A 17,825-nucleotide genomic window follows, 5' to 3' on the forward strand; every position below is an offset into this window, starting at 1 on the left:
CAATCTCCGGTGTGTCCAGGTACGCGCTTCTCCTCGCCCCCTCCACCAACCGTGTCTACGCCGACGCCGCCGGCCGCCTGGCCCGCGCCGAGCTGGAGATGTTCGCCGCCTCGGGGGTGCTCGACGCCGCCCCGACCGAGACCGCCACTGAACGCATCGGCGGGGTGGAGTATCTGACCTTCGCCGCACCCGACCCGGGGCTGGGCGAGCGGGACCTGGCCCACCTGGCGAACCTGTCGGCGGCGTACGCGCTGTTCGAGCGGGTGGGGGAGGAGCTGCTGCGGCCTCTCCCGCTGCGCCCCCTGGCCCGGTACGACTCCGACCTGGTCACCATTCCCAAGTACGTGGGCAAGACCAACGAGCAGTTCACCCGGCTGCTGCTCAACGCCACAGTGCTCGCCTCCGCCTCGGCCGGGGCGATGCTGGACCGCCGACTGGTGGTCCTCGACCCGCTCTGCGGCCGGGGCACCACCCTCAACCAGGCCCTCATGTACGGCTACCACGGCATCGGGGTGGAGCACGACGGAAAGGACGTCGACTCCTACGCCGCCTTCCTGCGTACCTGGTTGAAGCGCAAGCGGCTCAAGCACAGCACCGAGATGACCTCGGTGCGCCGGGACCGCAAGCTGGTGGCCCGCCGGTTCGAGGCGGTGCTCGCCCCGACCCGGGAGGCCCACCAGGCCGGTGACACGCAGAAGGTCACAGTCCTGCACACCGACACCCTCCGGGCTCGGGAGAGCCTGCGCCCCCGCTGCGCCGACCTGATCGTCACCGACACGCCGTACGGGGTGGCCCACGGCAGCCGTACCGGGCGGGAACTGTCCCGTAGCCCGTTGGACCTGCTCACCGCCGCCGTGCCGGTCTGGCGGGAGCTGTTGCGTCCCGGTGGGGCCCTGGGGTTGTCCTGGAACACCCACGTGACCCCCCGTCGGGCCGCCGAGGCGGTGCTGACCGGGGCGGGGCTGCGGGTGGTGGACGGGCCGGGGTACCTCGGTCTGTCGCACCGGGTGGACCAGGCGATCGAGCGGGACGTGCTGGTGGCGGTGGTCCCGAACTGAAACGGGTGGCCGCCCGGGGGCGTCCGGCGTAGCGTTGCTCGCCGTGTACACGGGAACTGCCTGTTTCGACATGTTGCTGCCGGGGGACTCCCGGTCCCTGAAGGCCAAGCGGTCCTACGTCCGGCCGATCGTCGCCGCCCTGCGCAGGTTCGAGGTCTCCGCCGCCGAGGTGGGGGCGGTGGAGCTGTACGGGCGGACCGAGATCGGGGTGGCGGTGGTCGCCGCCGAGGCCGCCCACGTGCGGGAGGTGCTCGACTCGTGCGAGCGGCTGGTGGCCGCCCGCCCGGAGGTGGAGTTGCTCTCGGTCCGCCGTCGGCTGCACGGTGTGGAGGACTGACCCGTCGGTCGGTGTCGCCGGGTGCCCGGACCCCGGCGGCGCTGCGCGGGCGGCAGGGGCGCGCGGGTAGTGTTCGGGATGTCGGCGGTCGGGCCCGGCGGCGCGGGGCGCCGTCGTCTCCGACCGGTAGCAGGTAGGTCCTGGAGGTGGGGGAGATGACGGATCCGGCCCGGGTACGTCGGCACGCGGAGCGGGTGCGCGAACTCGTGGCGTCGGTGGTGCGGAGTCAGATCAAGGACCCCCGGCTCGGGATGATCACCATCACCGATGCCCGGATCACCGCCGACCTGCGGGAGGCGACGGTCTTCTACACCGTCCTCGGCGACACCGCCGCCCAGCAGGACACCGCCGCAGCCCTGGAGAGCGCCAAGGGAATGCTGCGCAGCACGGTGGGCAAGGCCCTGGGGCTGCGTCACTCCCCGAGCCTCGCCTTCGTCCTGGACAACGTGCAGGACCAGGTCAAGCACATCGACGACCTGCTTGCCCAGGCCCGCCACGCCGACGCGGAGGTGCAGCGTCGGGCGGCCGGGGCGGCGTACGCGGGGGAGCCCCAGCCGTACCGGGAGGCCGACGACGAGGACTCCGAGGGCGACGAGGGTGAGCAGTCCGGGGCGACGGGGGCGGACCGGGGCGGGGACCACCGGTGACGGCCCCCACCGGGGCGGTGCTGCCCGGCACGGCCCCGGGGGAGTCGGGGCCCACCGAGGCCGAGTGGGCCGCTGCGGTGGCCGCAGTCCGGCAGGTGCCGGCCGGGGGCCGGGTGCTGCTCGTCTGCCACGTCAACCCGGACGGCGACGCGTTGGGCAGCATGCTGGGCTTCGCCCAGGGGCTGCGGTGGCTCGGGGTGGACCTGTTGCAGGCGACCTTCCCCGGCCCGTTCGACCTGCCGGATCCCCTGCGGGGACTGCCCGGCGAGGAGTTGTTGGTGCCGGCGACCGAGGCGTACCCGGACCCGGACCTGGTGATCTGCTTCGACGCGGCGAGCGCCTCCCGGCTGGGTGAGCTGGTGGACCGGCTGGACGCCGCCGGGGCGGCCCTGGTGCTCGACCACCACGCCTCGAACACCCGGTTCGGTGGGCTCCACCTGGTGGACCCGCAGGCCGCCGCCACCTCGGTGGTGGCCGAGGAGCTGTTGGACCGGCTCGGGGTGCCGCTGGACGCCGGGATCGCCGAGTGTCTCTACGTGGCGCTGACCACCGACACCGGTTCGTTCCGGTTCGAGGCGACCACCCCGGCGGTACACCAGATGGCGGCCCGGCTGCTGGCCACCGGGATCCGTCCGGGGGACATCTCCCGCCGGATCTTCGACCACCGGCCGTTCGGGGCCGTCCGGCTCTTCGGCGAGGTGCTCGGGCGGGCCCGGTTGGAGCCGGCTGCGGCGGGGGGCCGGGGTCTGGTCTGGACCTACGCCACCCAGGACGACCTGGTTCGGCACGGGCAGCGGCCGTACGTGTTGGAGGCGTTGATCGATTCCGTCCGGTGCACCGCCGAGGCGGACGTCAGCTGCGTGGTCAAGCAGGTGTCGGCGCACGAGTGGGCGGTGTCGTTGCGCAGCAAGGGAGCTGTGGACGTCAGCCGGGTCGCTGTCGCGCTCGGTGGGGGTGGGCACCGGTTCGCCGCCGGGTTCACCGGTCGGGGCAGCGCCGACGAGGTGATGGACGGGATCCGGGGTCAGCTCGACGACGCCCTGGTGGGCGCGGAAGATCAGGTCTGACTCCGCCGGGTGTCGTCTTCCCGCGCTCGGTGAGGGCGGGGAGAATCGGCGGATGGAGCAGCCCCACGACCTCGCCGTCGACGCCACCCGGGTGTGGGAGCGTCCGATCGTCACCGTGCCGGTGCTGATCTGCCTCTCGCTCGTCGGTGGCCAGTTCCCGTCCTTCTCGACCCAGGCCAACCTCTACACCCTCGGTACCGGTGGGGTGCTCATCTGGTTGGGGCTGAGCAACAGGGTGCCGCGCCGACCGGCACCGCACCGGCTCGGTTCCGGTGTGGTGTGGTGGGTGGTGCCTGTCACAGTCTTCACAGTCCTGGAGGCGGCGACCTTCCTGATGGCTGCCAAGGACGAGTTCCCCACCTTCAGCCGGTTGGCCGATCCGCTGCTGGAGGACCACCTGGTCCGGTCGGCGGCGTGGGGGGTCTGGCTGGCCGGTTTCTGGGGGCTGGTGCGGCGATGATGCGGACGATCGCGATCGGCGGATTCCTCCTCTCGCTGGTGCTCTTCGCCGTGGTGGAGTGGGCGTCCCGGCGGGAGGGGTCGCGGATCCCGTCGCTGGGGGAGGTCTGCGGCCATCTGATGCGGTACGAGGTCGGCCCGGTGCCGGTGGGGCGGATCGCCCTGCTCGGGTTCTGGTGGTGGGTCGGCTGGCACTTCCTGGCCCGGTGAACCCCACAGGTCGCGTACGTCCCCCTGCCCACATGCCGGGAAGAAAAGGCAGTATGTGGAACTGAACGATAGCTTGGGAATCGGCCTGCGGGGTTGCCGTGCGCAGGTCGTGGGCGGTGACGTCGTACCAGGGTCGCCTCCCTCCAGGGTCTCAACCGACCCGGGCTCTCGCTGTCCGCAGCCCATCCGGTGACCCCGGGAGCGCTGCGGTCGCTCAGCTGCACCGCCCGTACGACCGCCGTCGTCGGCGGTGGTCGCGCCCTGGAAGGGGACAAACATGTCGACCACTCCCAAGCCCGACACCACGCCCACCGTCGACGAGGCCCGTGAGCAGGCGCGTCGTGCCCTGCAGACCTCCATGGACACCCGTCAGTAGTTCTCGCCCCGGACCGCCCTGCCCGCCCCGGGGCGACGAGCCCGGGGGCAGGCGAGCCGACCGATGCACCGGCGTCGATGCCGGGGCGACAGTCGAGGTCGACGCCGGTGGCCAGGGTCTCCCGGTAAGTAGCGGGTAAGGGGTTTCGCACTTACCTGTCGCTCTGCCAGGATCATGGCCGTGAGCACCCCGGTAGTCGCGTCACCGCGCAGGATCGCCACGTTGGCCCTGCCAGCGTTGGTGGTGCTGGCGGCAGAGCCGCTCTACATCCTGGTCGACACCGCTGTGGTCGGTCATCTCGGGCGGACCCCCCTGGCCGCCGTCGCCATCGGCGGCACCGTCATGACGATCATCGTCTGGCTCGGGACCGTCGTCGCGTACGGGACCACCGGGCGGGCGGCCCGCCGATTCGGTGCCGGTGACCGGGCCGCTGCGGTGGCCGAGGGCGTACCGGCCTCCTGGTTGGCATTCGGGGTGGGGCTGCTGGTCGTGGTCGCCATGCAGTTCGGCGGCGGGGCACTGGCCCAGGCCCTCGCCGGTGGCCCCGGTGAGGTGGCCGACGCCGCCGGGCAGTGGCTGCGGATCGCCTCCCTCGGTGCCCCCGGACTCCTGCTCGCCGCCGCCGGGAACGGCTGGATGCGCGGTGTCCAGGACTTCCGCCGACCGTTGATCTTCGTGCTCGCCCCGAACCTGCTCTCCGCCGTACTCTGCCCCGTCCTCGTCTATCCGGTCGGGTTGGGCCTGCCCGGCTCGGCGGTGGCAAACGTCCTGGCCCAGACCCTGTCCGGCGGGCTCTTCCTCGCCGCCCTGGTGGCCGAACGGATTCCGCTGCGTCCCCGGGCCGGACTGATCCGTCGGCAGCTCGTGCTCAGCCGGGACCTGCTGATCAGGGGGGTCGCCTTCCAGGCCAGCTTCCTGTCCGCCACGGCGGTCGCCGCCCGCTTCGGCGCCGCCACCGTCGGCGCCCACCAGATCGCCCTGCAACTGTGGTTCTTCACCGCCCTGCTGCTCGACGCTCTGGCCATCGCCGCGCAGGCCCTCGTCGGAGCGGCGCTCGGCGCCGACGACGCCTCGACGGCCCGGGCGCTGGCCCGCCGGTTCGCGCTCGTCGGCGGCGTCTGCGGGGTGGTCTTCGCCGGGCTGATCGCCGCCGGAGCGGGCATCGTCCCCGCCCTGTTCACCTCCGATCCCCAGGTACGCGAGCAGGCGATGCTGGCCTGGCCGTGGTTCGCCGCGATGCAGCCCGTGGCCGGTGTGGTGTTCGCCCTCGACGGGGTCCTGATCGGGGCCGGTGACGTCCGTTACCTGCGGAACCTGACGGTGACGGCAGCGTTGGGCGGGTTCCTGCCGGCGATCTGGGCGGCGTACGTGTGGGATCTGGGCCTGGGTGGGATCTGGGCCGGACTGACCCTGTTCATGCTGCTGCGGCTCGGTGCGGTGCTGCTCCGACTGCGGTCCGGGAAGTGGGCCGTGGCGGGGGTCGTCCGCTGACCTCGGCGTGAACGCCGCCACCGGGTAGGCGGTGCCCCCGGGTCTTCTGGCAGGCTTGGCGGTCGTGAGCACAGACGGTCTGATCGTGGTGGACAAGCCCGGCGGCATGACGTCGCACGACGTGGTGGCGCGGATCCGCCGACTGGCCCGGACCCGGCGGGTGGGGCACGGCGGGACGCTGGACCCGATGGCCACCGGTGTCCTGGTGATCGGGGTGGGCCGGGCGACCCGGCTGCTGACCTACGTGATCGGGGCGGGAAAGGGCTACACCGCCACCATCCGGCTCGGTCAGGCCACCGTCACCGACGACGCCGAGGGCGAGGTGACGCAGAGCGTGCCGGCCGGCGGGGTGACGGACGAGGCGATCCGGGCGGCCCTGGCCGACCTCACCGGCGAGATCGACCAGGTGCCGAGTGCGGTCAGTGCCATCAAGGTCGACGGCCGGCGGGCGTACCACCGGGTCCGGCAGGGGGAGAGCGTCGACCTGCCCGCCCGTCGGGTCACCGTCTCCCGGCTGGACCTCCTGGCGGTACGCCGGGACACCCCCGACGTGGTGGACGTGGACGTCGACGTCACCTGCTCCTCGGGGACGTACATCCGGGCCCTCGCCCGGGACGCCGGCCGGGCGCTCGGGGTGGGCGGTCACCTCACCGCGCTGCGGCGTACCGCCGTCGGGGGGTTCACCCTCGACGAGTCGGCCACCCTCGACGCGCTTGAGGAGCGCGCCCCCGAGGTGGTCGGCCTGCCGCTGGCGGCGGCAGCCGACAGGTTCTTCGCCCGCCGCGAGGCCACCCCGGAGGAGGCGCGGACCCTCTCCCACGGTGGGCCACTGGCCCCGGCGGGCATCACCGGCCCGTACGCGGTGTTCGATCCGGCCGGGGGGTTGGTCGCTATCGTCAGCGAGCGGGACGGACGCGCCCGCGCCGAGATCGTGCTCGCGCCGGCATGACCGCCGTGGACGCAGGTGCTGCCGACGGGAAAGGGCGACGGGAAGGGTGATGATGCAGCGGTGGCGGGGGTACGACGCGGCACCTGTCGACTGGGACCGGTCGGTGGTGACCATCGGTGTCTTCGACGGGGTGCACCGGGGGCACCAGGCGACCATCGGTCACGCGGTGGCCCGGGCCCGGGAGCTGGGGGTGAAGTCGGTGGTGGTGACCTTCGACCCGCACCCGGCCGAGGTGGTCCGTCCCGGTTCCCACCCGGCGGTGCTCACCGAGCCCGACCGGAAGGCGGAGCTGTTCGCCGCGCTCGGGGTCGACGCGCTCTGCGTGGTGCCGTTCACCGGTGAGTTCTCCCGCCTCTCGGCCGAGGACTTCGTGCACGACATCCTCGTCGAGCACCTGCGCGCCACCCTCGTGGTGGTGGGGGAGAACTTCCGGTTCGGTCACCGGGCCGCCGGTGACGTGGCGCTGCTGGAGCGGCTGGGCCACACGTTCGGCTTCGCGGTGGAGGACGGGCCGCTGCTCGCCGAGGAGGGGACCGTCTTCTCCTCCACGTACATCCGGTCCCGGATCGAGGCGGGGGACGTGGCCGCGGCGGCCAAGGTCCTGGGTCGCCCGCACCGGCTGGAGGGGGTGGTGGTCCGGGGTGACCAGCGGGGCCGGGAGCTGGGGTTCCCCACCGCCAACCTGCTCTGCCCGCCGTATCCGGCGGTGCCCGCCGACGGGGTGTACGCCGGCTGGTTCATCAGGTATGGCCGGGCGGGCAAACCCCCTGTGGCGCTGCCGTCGGCGATCTCGGTCGGCACCAACCCGACCTTCTCCGGCCGGGAGCGTCGGGTCGAGGCCCACGTCCTGGACTTCGACGACGACCTGTACGGGGAGCGGGTCGCCCTGGACTTCGTCGCGCACCTGCGCGGCCAGGTCAAGTACGACGGGATCGAGCCGCTGCTGACCCAGATGTCCGCCGACGTCGCCCAGGTCCGTCGGATCCTCGCCTGACATCCCGGGGTGTGCCTTGGCGGGCGCTTCCGTCGTGAGCTGGTACTCTGGCGGAGACGTCGGCTGTCCGACGAGGGGCCTCGCGTGCCTGCACGACGCCGCGGGCGCGAGGTTCAGTCCGTCCGGTGTTCCCGCCGAGCCGGGACGGCGGACTTACCCATCAACCCAGAGAACAGGGAGAAAATGGCGCTCGACCAGGAGAGCAAGGCCAAGATCCGCGCGGAGTACGCGACCGCCGAGGGTGACACCGGTTCCCCCGAGGTGCAGGTCGCGGTCCTGACCAAGCGGATCGCCGAGCTGACCGAGCACCTGAAGGTGCACAAGCACGACCACCACAGCCGTCGTGGACTGCTGCTGCTGGTCGGCCGGCGTCGCCGGCTGCTGAACTACGTCCAGAAGAAGGACATCCACCGCTACCGGTCGCTCATCGAGCGGCTCGGTCTGCGCCGATGACGTGACGGGAGAGCGGCACGAGGTGCCGCTCTCCCGTTCAGCGTCACCACCGACGAACCGGGCACGCGACCGACCCGAGAAGGGGAGCCGGTCAGCGCACCGGTCTCCGGTAGTGGCCTCCGGGCACCCCGGCCCCAGTGGTCGGCCCGTCCGGGCGCTTCGATCGAAGACCGGCCGTCTGAACAGCTCCTCACGCGTCGCGAGGCCCCCGATGTGAAGGAGTAAGTCCAGAACATGACCGAGACCAACCTCGGCACCGAACACCGTACCGCCGTGATCGACAACGGGTCCTTCGGCACCCGTGAGATCACCTTCTCCACCGGTCGGTTGGCCCGTCAGGCCGCCGGCTCCGTCATCGCCCAGCTCGGCGAGACCGTCGTCCTCTCCGCCACCACCGCCGGTAAGCAGCCGAAGGAGCAGTTCGACTTCTTCCCGCTGACAGTGGACGTGGAGGAGCGGATGTACTCCGCGGGCCGGATCCCCGGCTCGTTCTTCCGCCGTGAGGGTCGGCCCAGCGAGGACGCGATCCTCACCTGCCGCCTGATCGACAGGCCGCTGCGCCCGTCCTTCGTCAAGGGCCTGCGCAACGAGGTCCAGGTCGTGGAGACCGTCCTCGCGCTGGACCCGCAGCACCCCTACGACGTCGTGGCGATCAACGCCGCCTCGATGTCGACCAAGCTCTCCGGCCTGCCGTTCTCCGGCCCGATCGGGGCCACCCGGATGGCCCAGGTCGACGGCGAGTGGGTGGCCTTCCCGACCCACGAGGAGCTGGCCCGCGCCACCTTCGACATGGTGGTCGCCGGTCGGGCCCTGCCCGACGGTGACGTCGCCATCATGATGGTCGAGGCCGAGGCCACCGAGAACACCGTCGCCCTGGTCGCCGGTGGTGCCCCCGCCCCGACCGAGGAGGTCGTCGCCAGCGGGCTGGAGGCCGCCAAGCCGGCCATCCGCGAGCTGTGCCGGGCGCAGAGCGAGCTGGCCGACGTGGCTGCCAAGCCGGTCGCCGAGTACCCCGTCTTCCTGGACTACCAGGACGACGTCTACGACGCGGTCTCCGGGGTGGCCCGCGCCGAGGTCGCCGAGGCGCTGAAGATCGCCGGCAAGGCCGACCGGGAGGAGGCCCTCGACCGGGTCAAGGCCCGGGTCGCCGAGGACCTCGGGTCCCGCTTCGAGGGCCGGGAGAAGGAACTCTCCGCCGCCTTCCGGTCGCTGACCAAGTCCGAGGTCCGCAACCGGGTCCTGCGCGAGCAGGTCCGCATCGACGGTCGGGGGCCGCGCGACATCCGGCCGCTCACCGCCGAGGTCGGGGTGCTGCCCCGGGTCCACGGATCGGCCCTGTTCGAGCGGGGCGAGACCCAGATCCTGGGTGTCACCACGCTGAACATGCTGCGCATGGAGCAGTCCCTGGACACCCTCTCCCCGGAGAAGTCCAAGCGCTACATGCACAACTACAACTTCCCGCCGTACTCGACCGGTGAGACCGGCCGGGTCGGCTCGCCGAAGCGGCGCGAGATCGGCCACGGGGCGCTCGCCGAGCGGGCGCTGATCCCGGTGCTGCCGGCGCGGGAGGAGTTCCCGTACGCGATCCGGCAGGTCTCCGAGGCGCTCGGCTCGAACGGCTCCACCTCGATGGGGTCGGTCTGCGCCTCCACCCTGGGTCTGCTCTCGGCCGGTGTGCCGTTGAAGGCCCCGGTCGCCGGCATCGCGATGGGTCTGATCTCCGACGAGGTCGAGGGCAAGACCGAGTACGTGACGCTCACCGACATCCTCGGTGCCGAGGACGCCTTCGGTGACATGGACTTCAAGGTCGCCGGTACCCGGGACTTCGTCACCGCGTTGCAGCTCGACACCAAGCTCGACGGCATCCCGTCGGACGTGCTGGCCGCGGCCCTCCAGCAGGCGCACGAGGCCCGGCAGACCATCCTCGACGTGATGCAGGCGGCGATCGAGGCTCCGGCCACGATGTCCGACTACGCGCCGCGGGTCACCACCGTGAAGATCCCGGTCGACAAGATCGGCATGGTGATCGGCCCGAAGGGTCAGACCATCAACGCCATCCAGGACGAGACCGGCGCCGAGATCTCGATCGAGGACGACGGCACCATCTACGTCGGTGCGACGAACGGTCCGTCGGCGCAGGCGGCGGTGGAGCGGATCAACGGGATCGCCAACCCGACCCTGCCGAAGATGGGGGACAAGTTCCTCGGCACCGTCGTCAAGACGGCCGCGTTCGGGGCGTTCGTCTCGCTCCTGCCGGGCCGCGACGGTCTGCTGCACATCTCCAAGGTGGGCGACGGCAAGCGGGTCGAGCGGGTCGAGGACTTCCTCAACGTCGGCGACAAGGTCGAGGTGGAGATCGCCGACATCGACCAGCGCGGCAAGATCTACCTGGACAAGGTCCGCCCGGAGGGCGCCGAGGCGCCGGCCGCCGGCGAGGCCGGCGGTGGCGACCGGCCGTCCGGTCGGGACCGGGGCGAGCGGGCCCCGCGCGACCGGGGTGACCGGGACCGTGGTGACCGGGCTCCGCGTGACCGTGGTGAGGGCGGCGGCGAGGGTGGCGAGGGCGGCGGCGAGTCGCGTCCGCGTCGCCGGACCCGGCACAGCTGATCCGTTTCGCGTCACCACCACCCCTCGTCGACACCGGGAGCAACTGTGAGTCGGGCCGACCGTGCACCGTTGCCACCGGATCGACGGGGGGTGGTGGGCGTTCGGGGGCCGGGCGCGGCGACGCCGCACCGGGCCACCGGACCGGCCCGCTCCGGGGCGACCCGGGGCCGGGCGGTCACCCGCACCCTGAGTGAGGACCCGCTGGGCGGTACGGTGTGTCGTACCGTGCTGCCCAGCGGTCTGCGGGTGCTCACCGAGGCGATCCCGACGATGCGCAGCGTCTCGTTCGGGATCTGGGTCGCCGTCGGGTCGCGGGACGAGACAGCCACCCAGTCCGGGGCCGCCCACTTCCTCGAACACCTGCTGTTCAAGGGCACCCACAAGCGGACCGCGCTGGACATCTCCGCGCAGATCGAGGCGGTGGGAGGCGAGACCAACGCCTTCACCACCAAGGAGTACACCTGCTACTACGCCAGGGTGCTGGACGAGGACCTGCCGCTGGCGATCGACGTCATGTGCGACCTGGTCGCCGACTCGGTCCTGGACCCCACCGACGTGGAGACCGAGCGTGGGGTGATCCTCGAAGAGATCGCCATGCACGACGACGAGCCCGGTGACGAGGTGCACGACCTGTTCAACCGGGCCGTGTACGGCGACCACCCGTTGGGTCGGCTGATCTCCGGTACGGAGGAGACGGTCACCCCGATGACCCGGCGGCAGATCCAGAACTTCTACCGCCGCCGCTACACCGCCCCGCAGATCGTGATCTCCGCCGCCGGCAACCTCGACCACACCACTGTGGTCCGGATGGTCCGGCAGGCGCTGCGCGGCAGCCCCCTGGAGACCGGTCCGGCCGCGCCGGCCGCGCCCCGGCGGCGTACCCCGTCGGTCCGCACCCGCCCACCCACGACGCTCGTGGAGTCGAAGGAGACCGAGCAGGCCCACGTCCTGCTCGGCTGCCCCGCCATGGACCGGCTCGACGAGCGACGCTTCGCCCTCGGGGTGCTCAACAACGTGCTCGGCGGGGGGATGTCCAGTCGGCTGTTCCAGGAGATCCGGGAGCGGCGTGGACTGGCCTACTCGGTCTACTCCTACGCCAGCCAGTACGCCGACACCGGCCTGTTCGCCGTCTACGCCGGGTGCGCTCCGGGCAAGGTCGACGAGGTGCTCGACCTGTGCCGGGCGGAGTTGGCCCGGACCGCCGCCGACGGGCTCACCGAGGCCGAGCTGGCCCGGGGCAAGGGGATGAGCAAGGGTGCCTTCGTCCTCGGCCTGGAGGACACCGGTTCCCGGATGACCCGGCTGGCCAAGGGGGAGCTGCTCTACGGCACCGTGATGCCTGTCGACGAGCTGCTGGCCCGGGTCGACGCGGTGACCCTGGACGAGGTGAACGACCTCGCCGCCGACCTGCTCGCCCGACCGATGTCCCTGTCGGTGGTCGGCCCGTTCGGCGACGACGACTTCACCTCCTGACCGTCGGGGGAGCCGACCCGGTGGTGGTCCCGCCGCTGCCGGGCGTCCCGATTGGGATAGGTTGTGCCCCGTGACTGACGAGCAGGAGTTGGGCCCGGCGATCCGGGTCGGTGTGTTCGGTGCCCGAGGCCGGATGGGCCTGGAGGTGTGCAAGGCGGTCGAGGCCGCCGCCGACCTGGAGTTGGTGGCGCGGATCGACCAGGGCGAGAGCCGCGACGCCGCCGCAGACGCCCAGGTGGTCGTCGACTTCACCACCCCGGACGTCGTCATGGAGAACCTCGACTGGTGCGTCGAGCGGGGCATCCACACCGTCGTCGGCACCACAGGCTTCACCCGTCAGCGACTGGACCGGGTCCAGCAGTGGCTGACCGCCCGGCCGGGGGTCGGTTCGGTGATCGCCCCCAACTTCGGCCTGGGCGCGGTCCTGATGATGCAGTTCGCCACCAGGGCCGCCCGGTACTTCGAGTCCGTCGAGGTGATCGAGCAGCACCACCCGCGCAAGCTGGACGCCCCCAGCGGCACTGCCACCCACACCGCCCGGCTGATCGGTCGGGCGCGTACCGAGGCGGGTCTCGCGTCGCCGCCGGACGCCACCAGCGACGAGGTGCCCGGTGCCCGGGGCGCCGACATCGACGGGGTACGGGTGCACGCGGTCCGTGCCCTCGGGCTGGTCGCCCACCAGGAGGTGCTGTTCGGGACCCTCGGTGAGACGCTGACCATCCGGCACGACTCGTACGACAGGGTGTCGTTCATGCCGGGGGTGCTGCTGGCGGTCCGCGCGGTGGGTGACCGCCCCGGGCTCACGGTGGGCCTGGACGCCCTGCTCGACTAGGCGGGGTCGGGGGCCTGCGCCCCCGCCTCCCCGGTCTCCGGCGGGCCGAGGGTGACGTGCAGGCGCACCTGGGGGACGAGCATGTCCTCGACGTCCAGGGCCCGGGCCGCCCCGTCGAGCTCCCAACCGGTGCTGGTGAGGAACTTGCGGGTCGCCTGGTCGGCGTCGAAGGACCAGGCGACCGCCCTGTCGAACCCGTCGCCGCGCCAGTGGTCGACCATCGCCGCGAGGAGTCGGCTGCCGTGCCCCCGCCGACCCCACCGGGGTTCGACGAGCAGGTCGGTCACGGCGGCCACCCCGGCACCGAGCCCGTCGGCGGGTTCGTTGGGGGCGAGGGCCTCCGCGTCGGCCGGACCGGAGGCGGCGAAACCCACCAGATACGATTGTTCGGCCTGTTCGACGGCGACCAGCACGCGGTGGGCGTCGGAGGGCGGTTGGCGCACCGCGCTGCTCCACCGTCGGGCGAGATACTTCTCGTCCAGGCTGTCCAGCACGTGCCGGGGCAGGATCCGGCGGTACGCGGCCCGCCAGGTCGCGAGCTGGATGCGTGCGATCTCGCCAGCGTCGTCTTCGCGCGCTGGGCGGACGTACCCGAGTGCCATGGCACGTGAGCCTACGCAGGGCGAGGGAGACGACGGTGGCGCAGGGTCCCGGACGAGTGGTGGCCCGGACCCTGGTACAGGGTCTCGTGGTCGTGGTGCTGGCGCTCGTGGTGGCCTGGTTCCTGTCCTGGGCCGCCGTCCGGCACGGGTTCTTCGACCTCAACGTCTACTACGGGGCGCTCAACCACTGGGTCAACGACGGCGGGGAGATCTACGACTTCCTCAAGCCCGGCACCCAGTACGGGTTCACCTATCCGCCGTTCGCGGCGCTGGTCATGCTCCCGATGGCGTACCTGTCCTGGCATGCCGCGATCGTGGTGAGCGTGACAGCCGGTGTCCTGGTCAGCGTGGTGGTGATCTGGTGGCTGCTCGACCCGGTGGCCCGGCGCAGCGGGTGGACCCGCTGGTTCACCCTGGCGGTGGCGGTCTGCCTGGCGGCGGCGTACGAGCCGATGCGGGAGACCGTCAACTTCGGCCAGGTCAACATGCTTCTGCTGTTCCTGGTCGCGGTGGACCTGCTGCGTCTGCTGCCGGCGGGCAGCAGGTGGGCCGGGGTCGGGATCGGGCTGGCCACCTCGATCAAGCTGACCCCGGGGATCTTCATCGTCCACCTGTTGGTGACCCGTCAGTGGCGGGCGGCGTGCACCGCGACGGGGACCGCCGCGGCGACGACGCTGCTGGCGGCGGCGCTGTTCCCGAACGCGTCGCGGGAGTTCTGGACCGCCGCGTTGTGGAACACCGGCCGGGTCGGGGAGTTGGCCTTCGTCTCCAACCAGTCGCTGCGCGGGGTGGTGGCCCGGCTCTCCCCGGACCACCCGAGCACCCTGGGGTGGCTCGCCCTGGTGCTCGTCACCCTGGTGATCTGGGCGTGGCGGATCCGGGCCGCGTCGGCGGCCGGCGACCACGCCACCGGGTTCGCCCTCACCGGCGTGGTGATGTGCCTGGTCAGCCCGGTGACCTGGGTGCACCACCTGGTGTGGCTGCTGCCCGGGCTGATCCTCCTGGTGGACAACGGGATGGCCGCCCCGGCCCGGAGCCGACGCCGGATCGTCCTACTGGCCGCCGCCGCGGTCGGGTACGTCTTCCTGACCAGCCGGATCGTCTGGTCGTGGGAGCGGGACTTCACCGGCCTGGACGGGTTCCTCGGCGGCAACGCCTACGTCTGGATCAGCCTGGCGCTGCTGGTGTTCCTGCCGATCCGGCGGGGCACCGCCCAGCCCGACGGTTCCCTCGCCGGGCCGCCGTCGCCGACGCCGGTCTCCTCGGGGTCCGCCCCGTCGAGTCGCCCGACGTAACGCAGCTCGACCAGCCCGACGGGGATCCGCCCACCGGCCAGGGGGACCGGATAGGTGGAGCGTTCGCCGTCGGTGGCCAGCCCGGACCGGGCACAGAACCGGCGGGCCCGGAAGTTGCGGGCCAGCACCCAGAGCCGGTACTCCACCAGGCCCTGTTCGGCCAGTCCGGCGCAGGCCGCGTCGAGCAGGGCCACCGCCGTTCCGTCGCCCCACCGGGTCCGCTCGACGAAGAGGGAGACCACCTCGCCGTACGTCGGGTCGAGGTCGTCCCGGTCCTGGTTGTTGCGGTACGGGCCGAACGAGGTGAAGCCGACCACCTCGCCTGCCGACTCGGCGAGCAGGGTGGTGAAGGGGTGGTTCGGGTCGGCGGTGCCGAGGTCTCGTCGCCGCTGCGCCCAGGCGGCCACGTTGAGCCGGTCGAGCACCTCCTCCGGCACGATTCCGGCGTAGCCGGCCTGCCAGCCGTGCACGTGCACCCGGGCGACCGCCTCGGCGTCCTCGGGGCTCTCGCGGCGAATCATCACCATTGAACCGTTTTATGTCCTGGGCGGACCGGAGTCCAGCTTCCGGTTGCGCGTCGTACCCGTGATTTAGGGTTCGTTCGATGGCAGCACCGGAATCGCTCTCCCTCGCCCAGGCCCGGCGGGTGGCGCTGGCCGCCCAGGGCTTCGCCGACCCGGCGCCGTCCGGGGTGCCCACCCGACGGCACCTGCGGCGGGTCCTCGACCGGGTCGGGCTGATCCAGATGGACTCGGTGAACGTCCTGCAACGCGCGCACTACCTGCCGCTCTACAGCCGGCTCGGACCGTATCCGACCGAGCTGCTCGACACCGCCGCCTACCGCCGTCCCCGGGAGCTGTTCGAATACTGGGGGCACGAGGCGTCCCTGGTGCCGGTGGGGCTGCACCCGGCGCTGCGCTGGCGGATGGCCCGGGCGCGCGACGACGCCTGGGGCGGGATGCGGCGGATCGCCAGGGAACAGCCCGGGCTCGTCGCCTGGGTGCGCGACGAGGTCGCCGCCCGAGGGCCGATCACCGCAGCCGAGATCGAGCACGACGCCCCCCGGGAGACCGGCAACTGGGGGTGGAACTGGTCGGCGGTCAAGAGCGCCCTGGAATACCTCTTCTGGGCCGGCGAGGTCACCGCCGCCGAGCGGAGCACCTCCTTCGCCCGCCGGTACGACCTGCCCGAACGGGTCCTGCCGGCGGCGGTCCTGGCCGCCCCCACCCCTACCGACGCGGACGCCCACCGGGCCCTTGTGGCGCTCGCCGCCCGCAGCCTCGGTGTGGCCGCCGAGCCCGAGCTGCGCGACTACCTCCGGCTGCCGGTGGCCGGTGCCCGGCAGGCCGTCGCCGAACTGGTCGAGGCGGGGGAACTGCTGCCGATGCGGGTGCCCGGCTGGCGGCACCCGGCCTACCTGCACCCCACGGCCCGGATGCCCCGCTGGGTCCGGGGCGCCACCCTGGTCAGCCCCTTCGACCCGCTGATCTGGGAGCGGGGGCGCACCGAACGCCTCTTCGGCCTCACCTACCGGATCGAGATCTACGTGCCGGCCGCCCAGCGGGTGCACGGGTACTACGTCCTGCCGTTCCTGCAGGGGGAGCGGTTCACCGCCCGGGTGGACCTCAAGGCCGACCGGCGGGCCCGGGTCCTGCTGGTGCCGGCCGCCTGGATCGAGCCCGGTGCCGAGCCGGGGGAGACGGCCGTCGCCCTCGCCGCCGAGCTGCACCGGCTCGCCGGATGGCTCGGTCTCGAATCGGTGGCCCCGCCGGTCGCCGGGGACCTCGCCGGCCCCCTGGCCGCCGCGTTGGCGAGCCGCTGCGGTGTACCGTGACCGTGTGACGAGCGTTGACGGAGCCACCGGCCGACCGGAGCCCACCAGCACCGAATCCGGTTCCTCCGGTCACCCTCCGTCCGGCGTCCCCGTCGCGCCGGAACCCGTCGCAGCCGCCGCCCCGACCGCCGGGCCGTACGCCCCCGGGCCGGGACACCCCGCCGGACCGTACGCCCCGGACGGGTCGTATCCGCCGTACGCCGGACCTCCGCCGGTCCCACCGCACCTGGTGCCCGAGTCGGATCGGCTGACCCGGTTCGTCGTCAGGCTCTACGACAGGTCACCCCGCTGGGTGGTGCCACTGGCCGCCGTCGGGTGTGTCGGGCTCGGCCTGGTCTACACGCTGGCCAGCGACCCGACCCGGTCGGCACCCGACGCCGCCCCCTCCTGTCTGCTCAAGCTCACCACCGGGTTGGACTGTCCGGGCTGCGGGGGGACCCGGGCCCTCTGGTACGTGCTGCACGCCGACATCCCCGCCGCAGCCCGGCACCACTTCCTGTTCGTCTTCGCCCTGCCGTTCCTGGCGTACCTCTTCGTCGCCTGGGCCGGTCGTACGGCCTTCGGATGGCGGCTGCCCGAGCTGCGGATCAGCCCGAAGCTGATCGGCGGCTTCCTCGGGGTCTGGCTGGCCTTCTCGGTGGCCCGCAACCTCCCCTGGGAACCGTTCACCTCGCTCTACGTCTGAACGGGCCACCGACGGCGGGTGACCGGGTCGACCGGGCACCCGGCTGCCACCGGTATGCCCGAGTTGGGGTGTCGGCGGGCCGACCACTACAGTCGCAGGAATGCCGGACATGGTGCAGCCGCAGGTCAAGCTCATCGCATGGACCCACTTCGAGGCCCCCGACGACGTCGCGTGGTCGACCGATGCCGAGGGGGGCCAGGCGCTCGCCGAGTTCGCCGGTCGGGCCTGCTACCAGAGTTGGAAGAAGCCGAACCCGGCCACCGCGACGAACGCCGGCTACCTGGCGCACATCCTCGAGGTCGGGCACCTGTCGGTGCTGGAGCACGGCTCGGTGACCTTCTACTTCACCGGGGTCTCCCGCTCCTTCACCCACGAGCTGATCCGGCACCGGCACTTCTCGTACTCCCAGCTGTCCCAGCGGTACGTCCCGGAGCGGGACGCGGCCATGGTGGAGCC

18 protein-coding genes and 1 pseudogene are annotated in these 17,825 nt (G+C 72.3%); 17 read left to right on the plus strand and 2 right to left on the minus strand.

Going from position 1 to position 17,825, the window contains the following annotated elements; translation table 11 throughout:
* The first annotated feature begins 11 nt into the window (after positions 1–11).
* The 13 genes from ABT336_RS06550 (at position 12) to dapB (ending at position 12,953) form a co-directional block, all read left to right on the plus strand.
* The gene (locus ABT336_RS06550) at positions 12–1,058 is read left to right on the plus strand and encodes a TRM11 family SAM-dependent methyltransferase (protein WP_350895498.1); all 1,047 of its coding nucleotides are present in this window, start codon (positions 12–14) and stop codon (positions 1,056–1,058) included.
* Positions 1,059–1,101: 43 nt separating this feature from the next.
* Positions 1,102–1,395 carry a DUF503 domain-containing protein gene (locus ABT336_RS06555; protein WP_350895499.1) on the plus strand — a complete coding sequence of 98 codons (294 nt, stop codon included), beginning with the start codon at positions 1,102–1,104 and terminating at the stop codon, positions 1,393–1,395.
* Positions 1,396–1,550: 155 nt separating this feature from the next.
* Positions 1,551–2,042: a 30S ribosome-binding factor RbfA gene (gene rbfA, locus ABT336_RS06560; RefSeq protein WP_350895500.1), complete on the plus strand. Its 492-nt coding sequence runs from the start codon at positions 1,551–1,553 to the stop codon at positions 2,040–2,042.
* The gene (locus ABT336_RS06565) at positions 2,039–3,109 is read left to right on the plus strand and encodes a DHH family phosphoesterase (protein WP_502891122.1); all 1,071 of its coding nucleotides are present in this window, start codon (positions 2,039–2,041) and stop codon (positions 3,107–3,109) included. The genes rbfA and ABT336_RS06565 overlap by 4 nt, the downstream gene beginning before the upstream one ends.
* Before the next feature lie 52 nt (positions 3,110–3,161).
* Positions 3,162–3,569, plus strand: coding sequence for a hypothetical protein (locus ABT336_RS06570; protein ID WP_350895501.1), 408 nt, complete (start codon positions 3,162–3,164; stop codon positions 3,567–3,569).
* Complete coding sequence (locus ABT336_RS06575; RefSeq protein WP_350895517.1) at positions 3,569–3,778, plus strand: DUF6186 family protein; 210 nt, start codon at positions 3,569–3,571, stop codon at positions 3,776–3,778. The genes ABT336_RS06570 and ABT336_RS06575 overlap by 1 nt, the downstream gene beginning before the upstream one ends.
* Positions 3,779–4,328: 550 nt before the next feature.
* Complete coding sequence (locus ABT336_RS06580) at positions 4,329–5,645, plus strand: MATE family efflux transporter (protein ID WP_350895502.1); 1,317 nt, start codon at positions 4,329–4,331, stop codon at positions 5,643–5,645.
* A 64-nt stretch (positions 5,646–5,709) separates the two neighbouring features.
* A complete protein-coding gene (truB, locus tag ABT336_RS06585) occupies positions 5,710–6,594 on the plus strand; it encodes a tRNA pseudouridine(55) synthase TruB (protein ID WP_502891123.1) in 885 nt (294 codons plus the stop codon).
* Positions 6,595–6,646: 52 nt separating this feature from the next.
* Complete coding sequence (locus tag ABT336_RS06590) at positions 6,647–7,588, plus strand: bifunctional riboflavin kinase/FAD synthetase (protein WP_350895518.1); 942 nt, start codon at positions 6,647–6,649, stop codon at positions 7,586–7,588.
* A gap of 183 nt (positions 7,589–7,771) precedes the next feature.
* On the plus strand, positions 7,772–8,041 hold the full coding sequence (rpsO, locus tag ABT336_RS06595) for a 30S ribosomal protein S15 (RefSeq protein ID WP_350895504.1): 270 nt from the start codon (positions 7,772–7,774) through the stop codon (positions 8,039–8,041).
* Between the two features lie 234 nt (positions 8,042–8,275).
* A complete protein-coding gene (locus tag ABT336_RS06600; protein WP_350895505.1) occupies positions 8,276–10,648 on the plus strand; it encodes a polyribonucleotide nucleotidyltransferase in 2,373 nt (790 codons plus the stop codon).
* 45 nt (positions 10,649–10,693) lie between these two features.
* Complete coding sequence (locus ABT336_RS06605; RefSeq protein ID WP_350895506.1) at positions 10,694–12,121, plus strand: M16 family metallopeptidase; 1,428 nt, start codon at positions 10,694–10,696, stop codon at positions 12,119–12,121.
* Positions 12,122–12,191: 70 nt separating this feature from the next.
* Complete coding sequence (gene dapB, locus ABT336_RS06610) at positions 12,192–12,953, plus strand: 4-hydroxy-tetrahydrodipicolinate reductase (protein WP_350895507.1); 762 nt, start codon at positions 12,192–12,194, stop codon at positions 12,951–12,953.
* Here the strand turns inward: dapB and ABT336_RS06615 are convergent.
* Positions 12,950–13,555 carry a GNAT family N-acetyltransferase gene (locus ABT336_RS06615; RefSeq protein WP_350895508.1) on the minus strand — a complete coding sequence of 202 codons (606 nt, stop codon included), beginning with the start codon at positions 13,553–13,555 and terminating at the stop codon, positions 12,950–12,952. The two genes, dapB and ABT336_RS06615, sit on opposite strands and share 4 nt — an antisense overlap.
* A gap of 35 nt (positions 13,556–13,590) precedes the next feature.
* Here ABT336_RS06615 and ABT336_RS06620 point away from each other — a divergent pair, with 35 nt between their 5' ends.
* Positions 13,591–14,850 carry a glycosyltransferase family 87 protein gene (locus ABT336_RS06620; RefSeq protein WP_350895509.1) on the plus strand — a complete coding sequence of 420 codons (1,260 nt, stop codon included), beginning with the start codon at positions 13,591–13,593 and terminating at the stop codon, positions 14,848–14,850.
* Between the two features lie 92 nt (positions 14,851–14,942).
* Here the strand turns inward: ABT336_RS06620 and ABT336_RS06625 are convergent.
* Positions 14,943–15,377, minus strand: a pseudogene (locus tag ABT336_RS06625) (GNAT family N-acetyltransferase); the annotation flags it as partial.
* 77 nt (positions 15,378–15,454) lie between these two features.
* On the opposite strand from ABT336_RS06625, the gene ABT336_RS06630 reads away from it, so the two are divergent.
* From ABT336_RS06630 to thyX, 3 genes are all read left to right on the plus strand, one after another.
* Positions 15,455–16,684 (plus strand): winged helix-turn-helix domain-containing protein, encoded by a 1,230-nt coding sequence (locus tag ABT336_RS06630; RefSeq protein ID WP_350895510.1) that lies wholly within the window; start codon positions 15,455–15,457, stop codon positions 16,682–16,684.
* 4 nt (positions 16,685–16,688) lie between these two features.
* Entirely contained in the window at positions 16,689–17,369 is a 681-nt protein-coding gene (locus tag ABT336_RS06635) for a DUF2752 domain-containing protein (RefSeq protein WP_350895511.1), read from the plus strand.
* A gap of 109 nt (positions 17,370–17,478) precedes the next feature.
* Positions 17,479–17,825 (plus strand): FAD-dependent thymidylate synthase (gene thyX, locus ABT336_RS06640; RefSeq protein ID WP_350895520.1); only part of this gene is annotated, 347 nt, incomplete at its 3' end.

The organism is Micromonospora sp. NPDC000207 (assembly GCF_040300925.1).
GTDB lineage: Bacteria > Actinomycetota > Actinomycetes > Mycobacteriales > Micromonosporaceae > Micromonospora.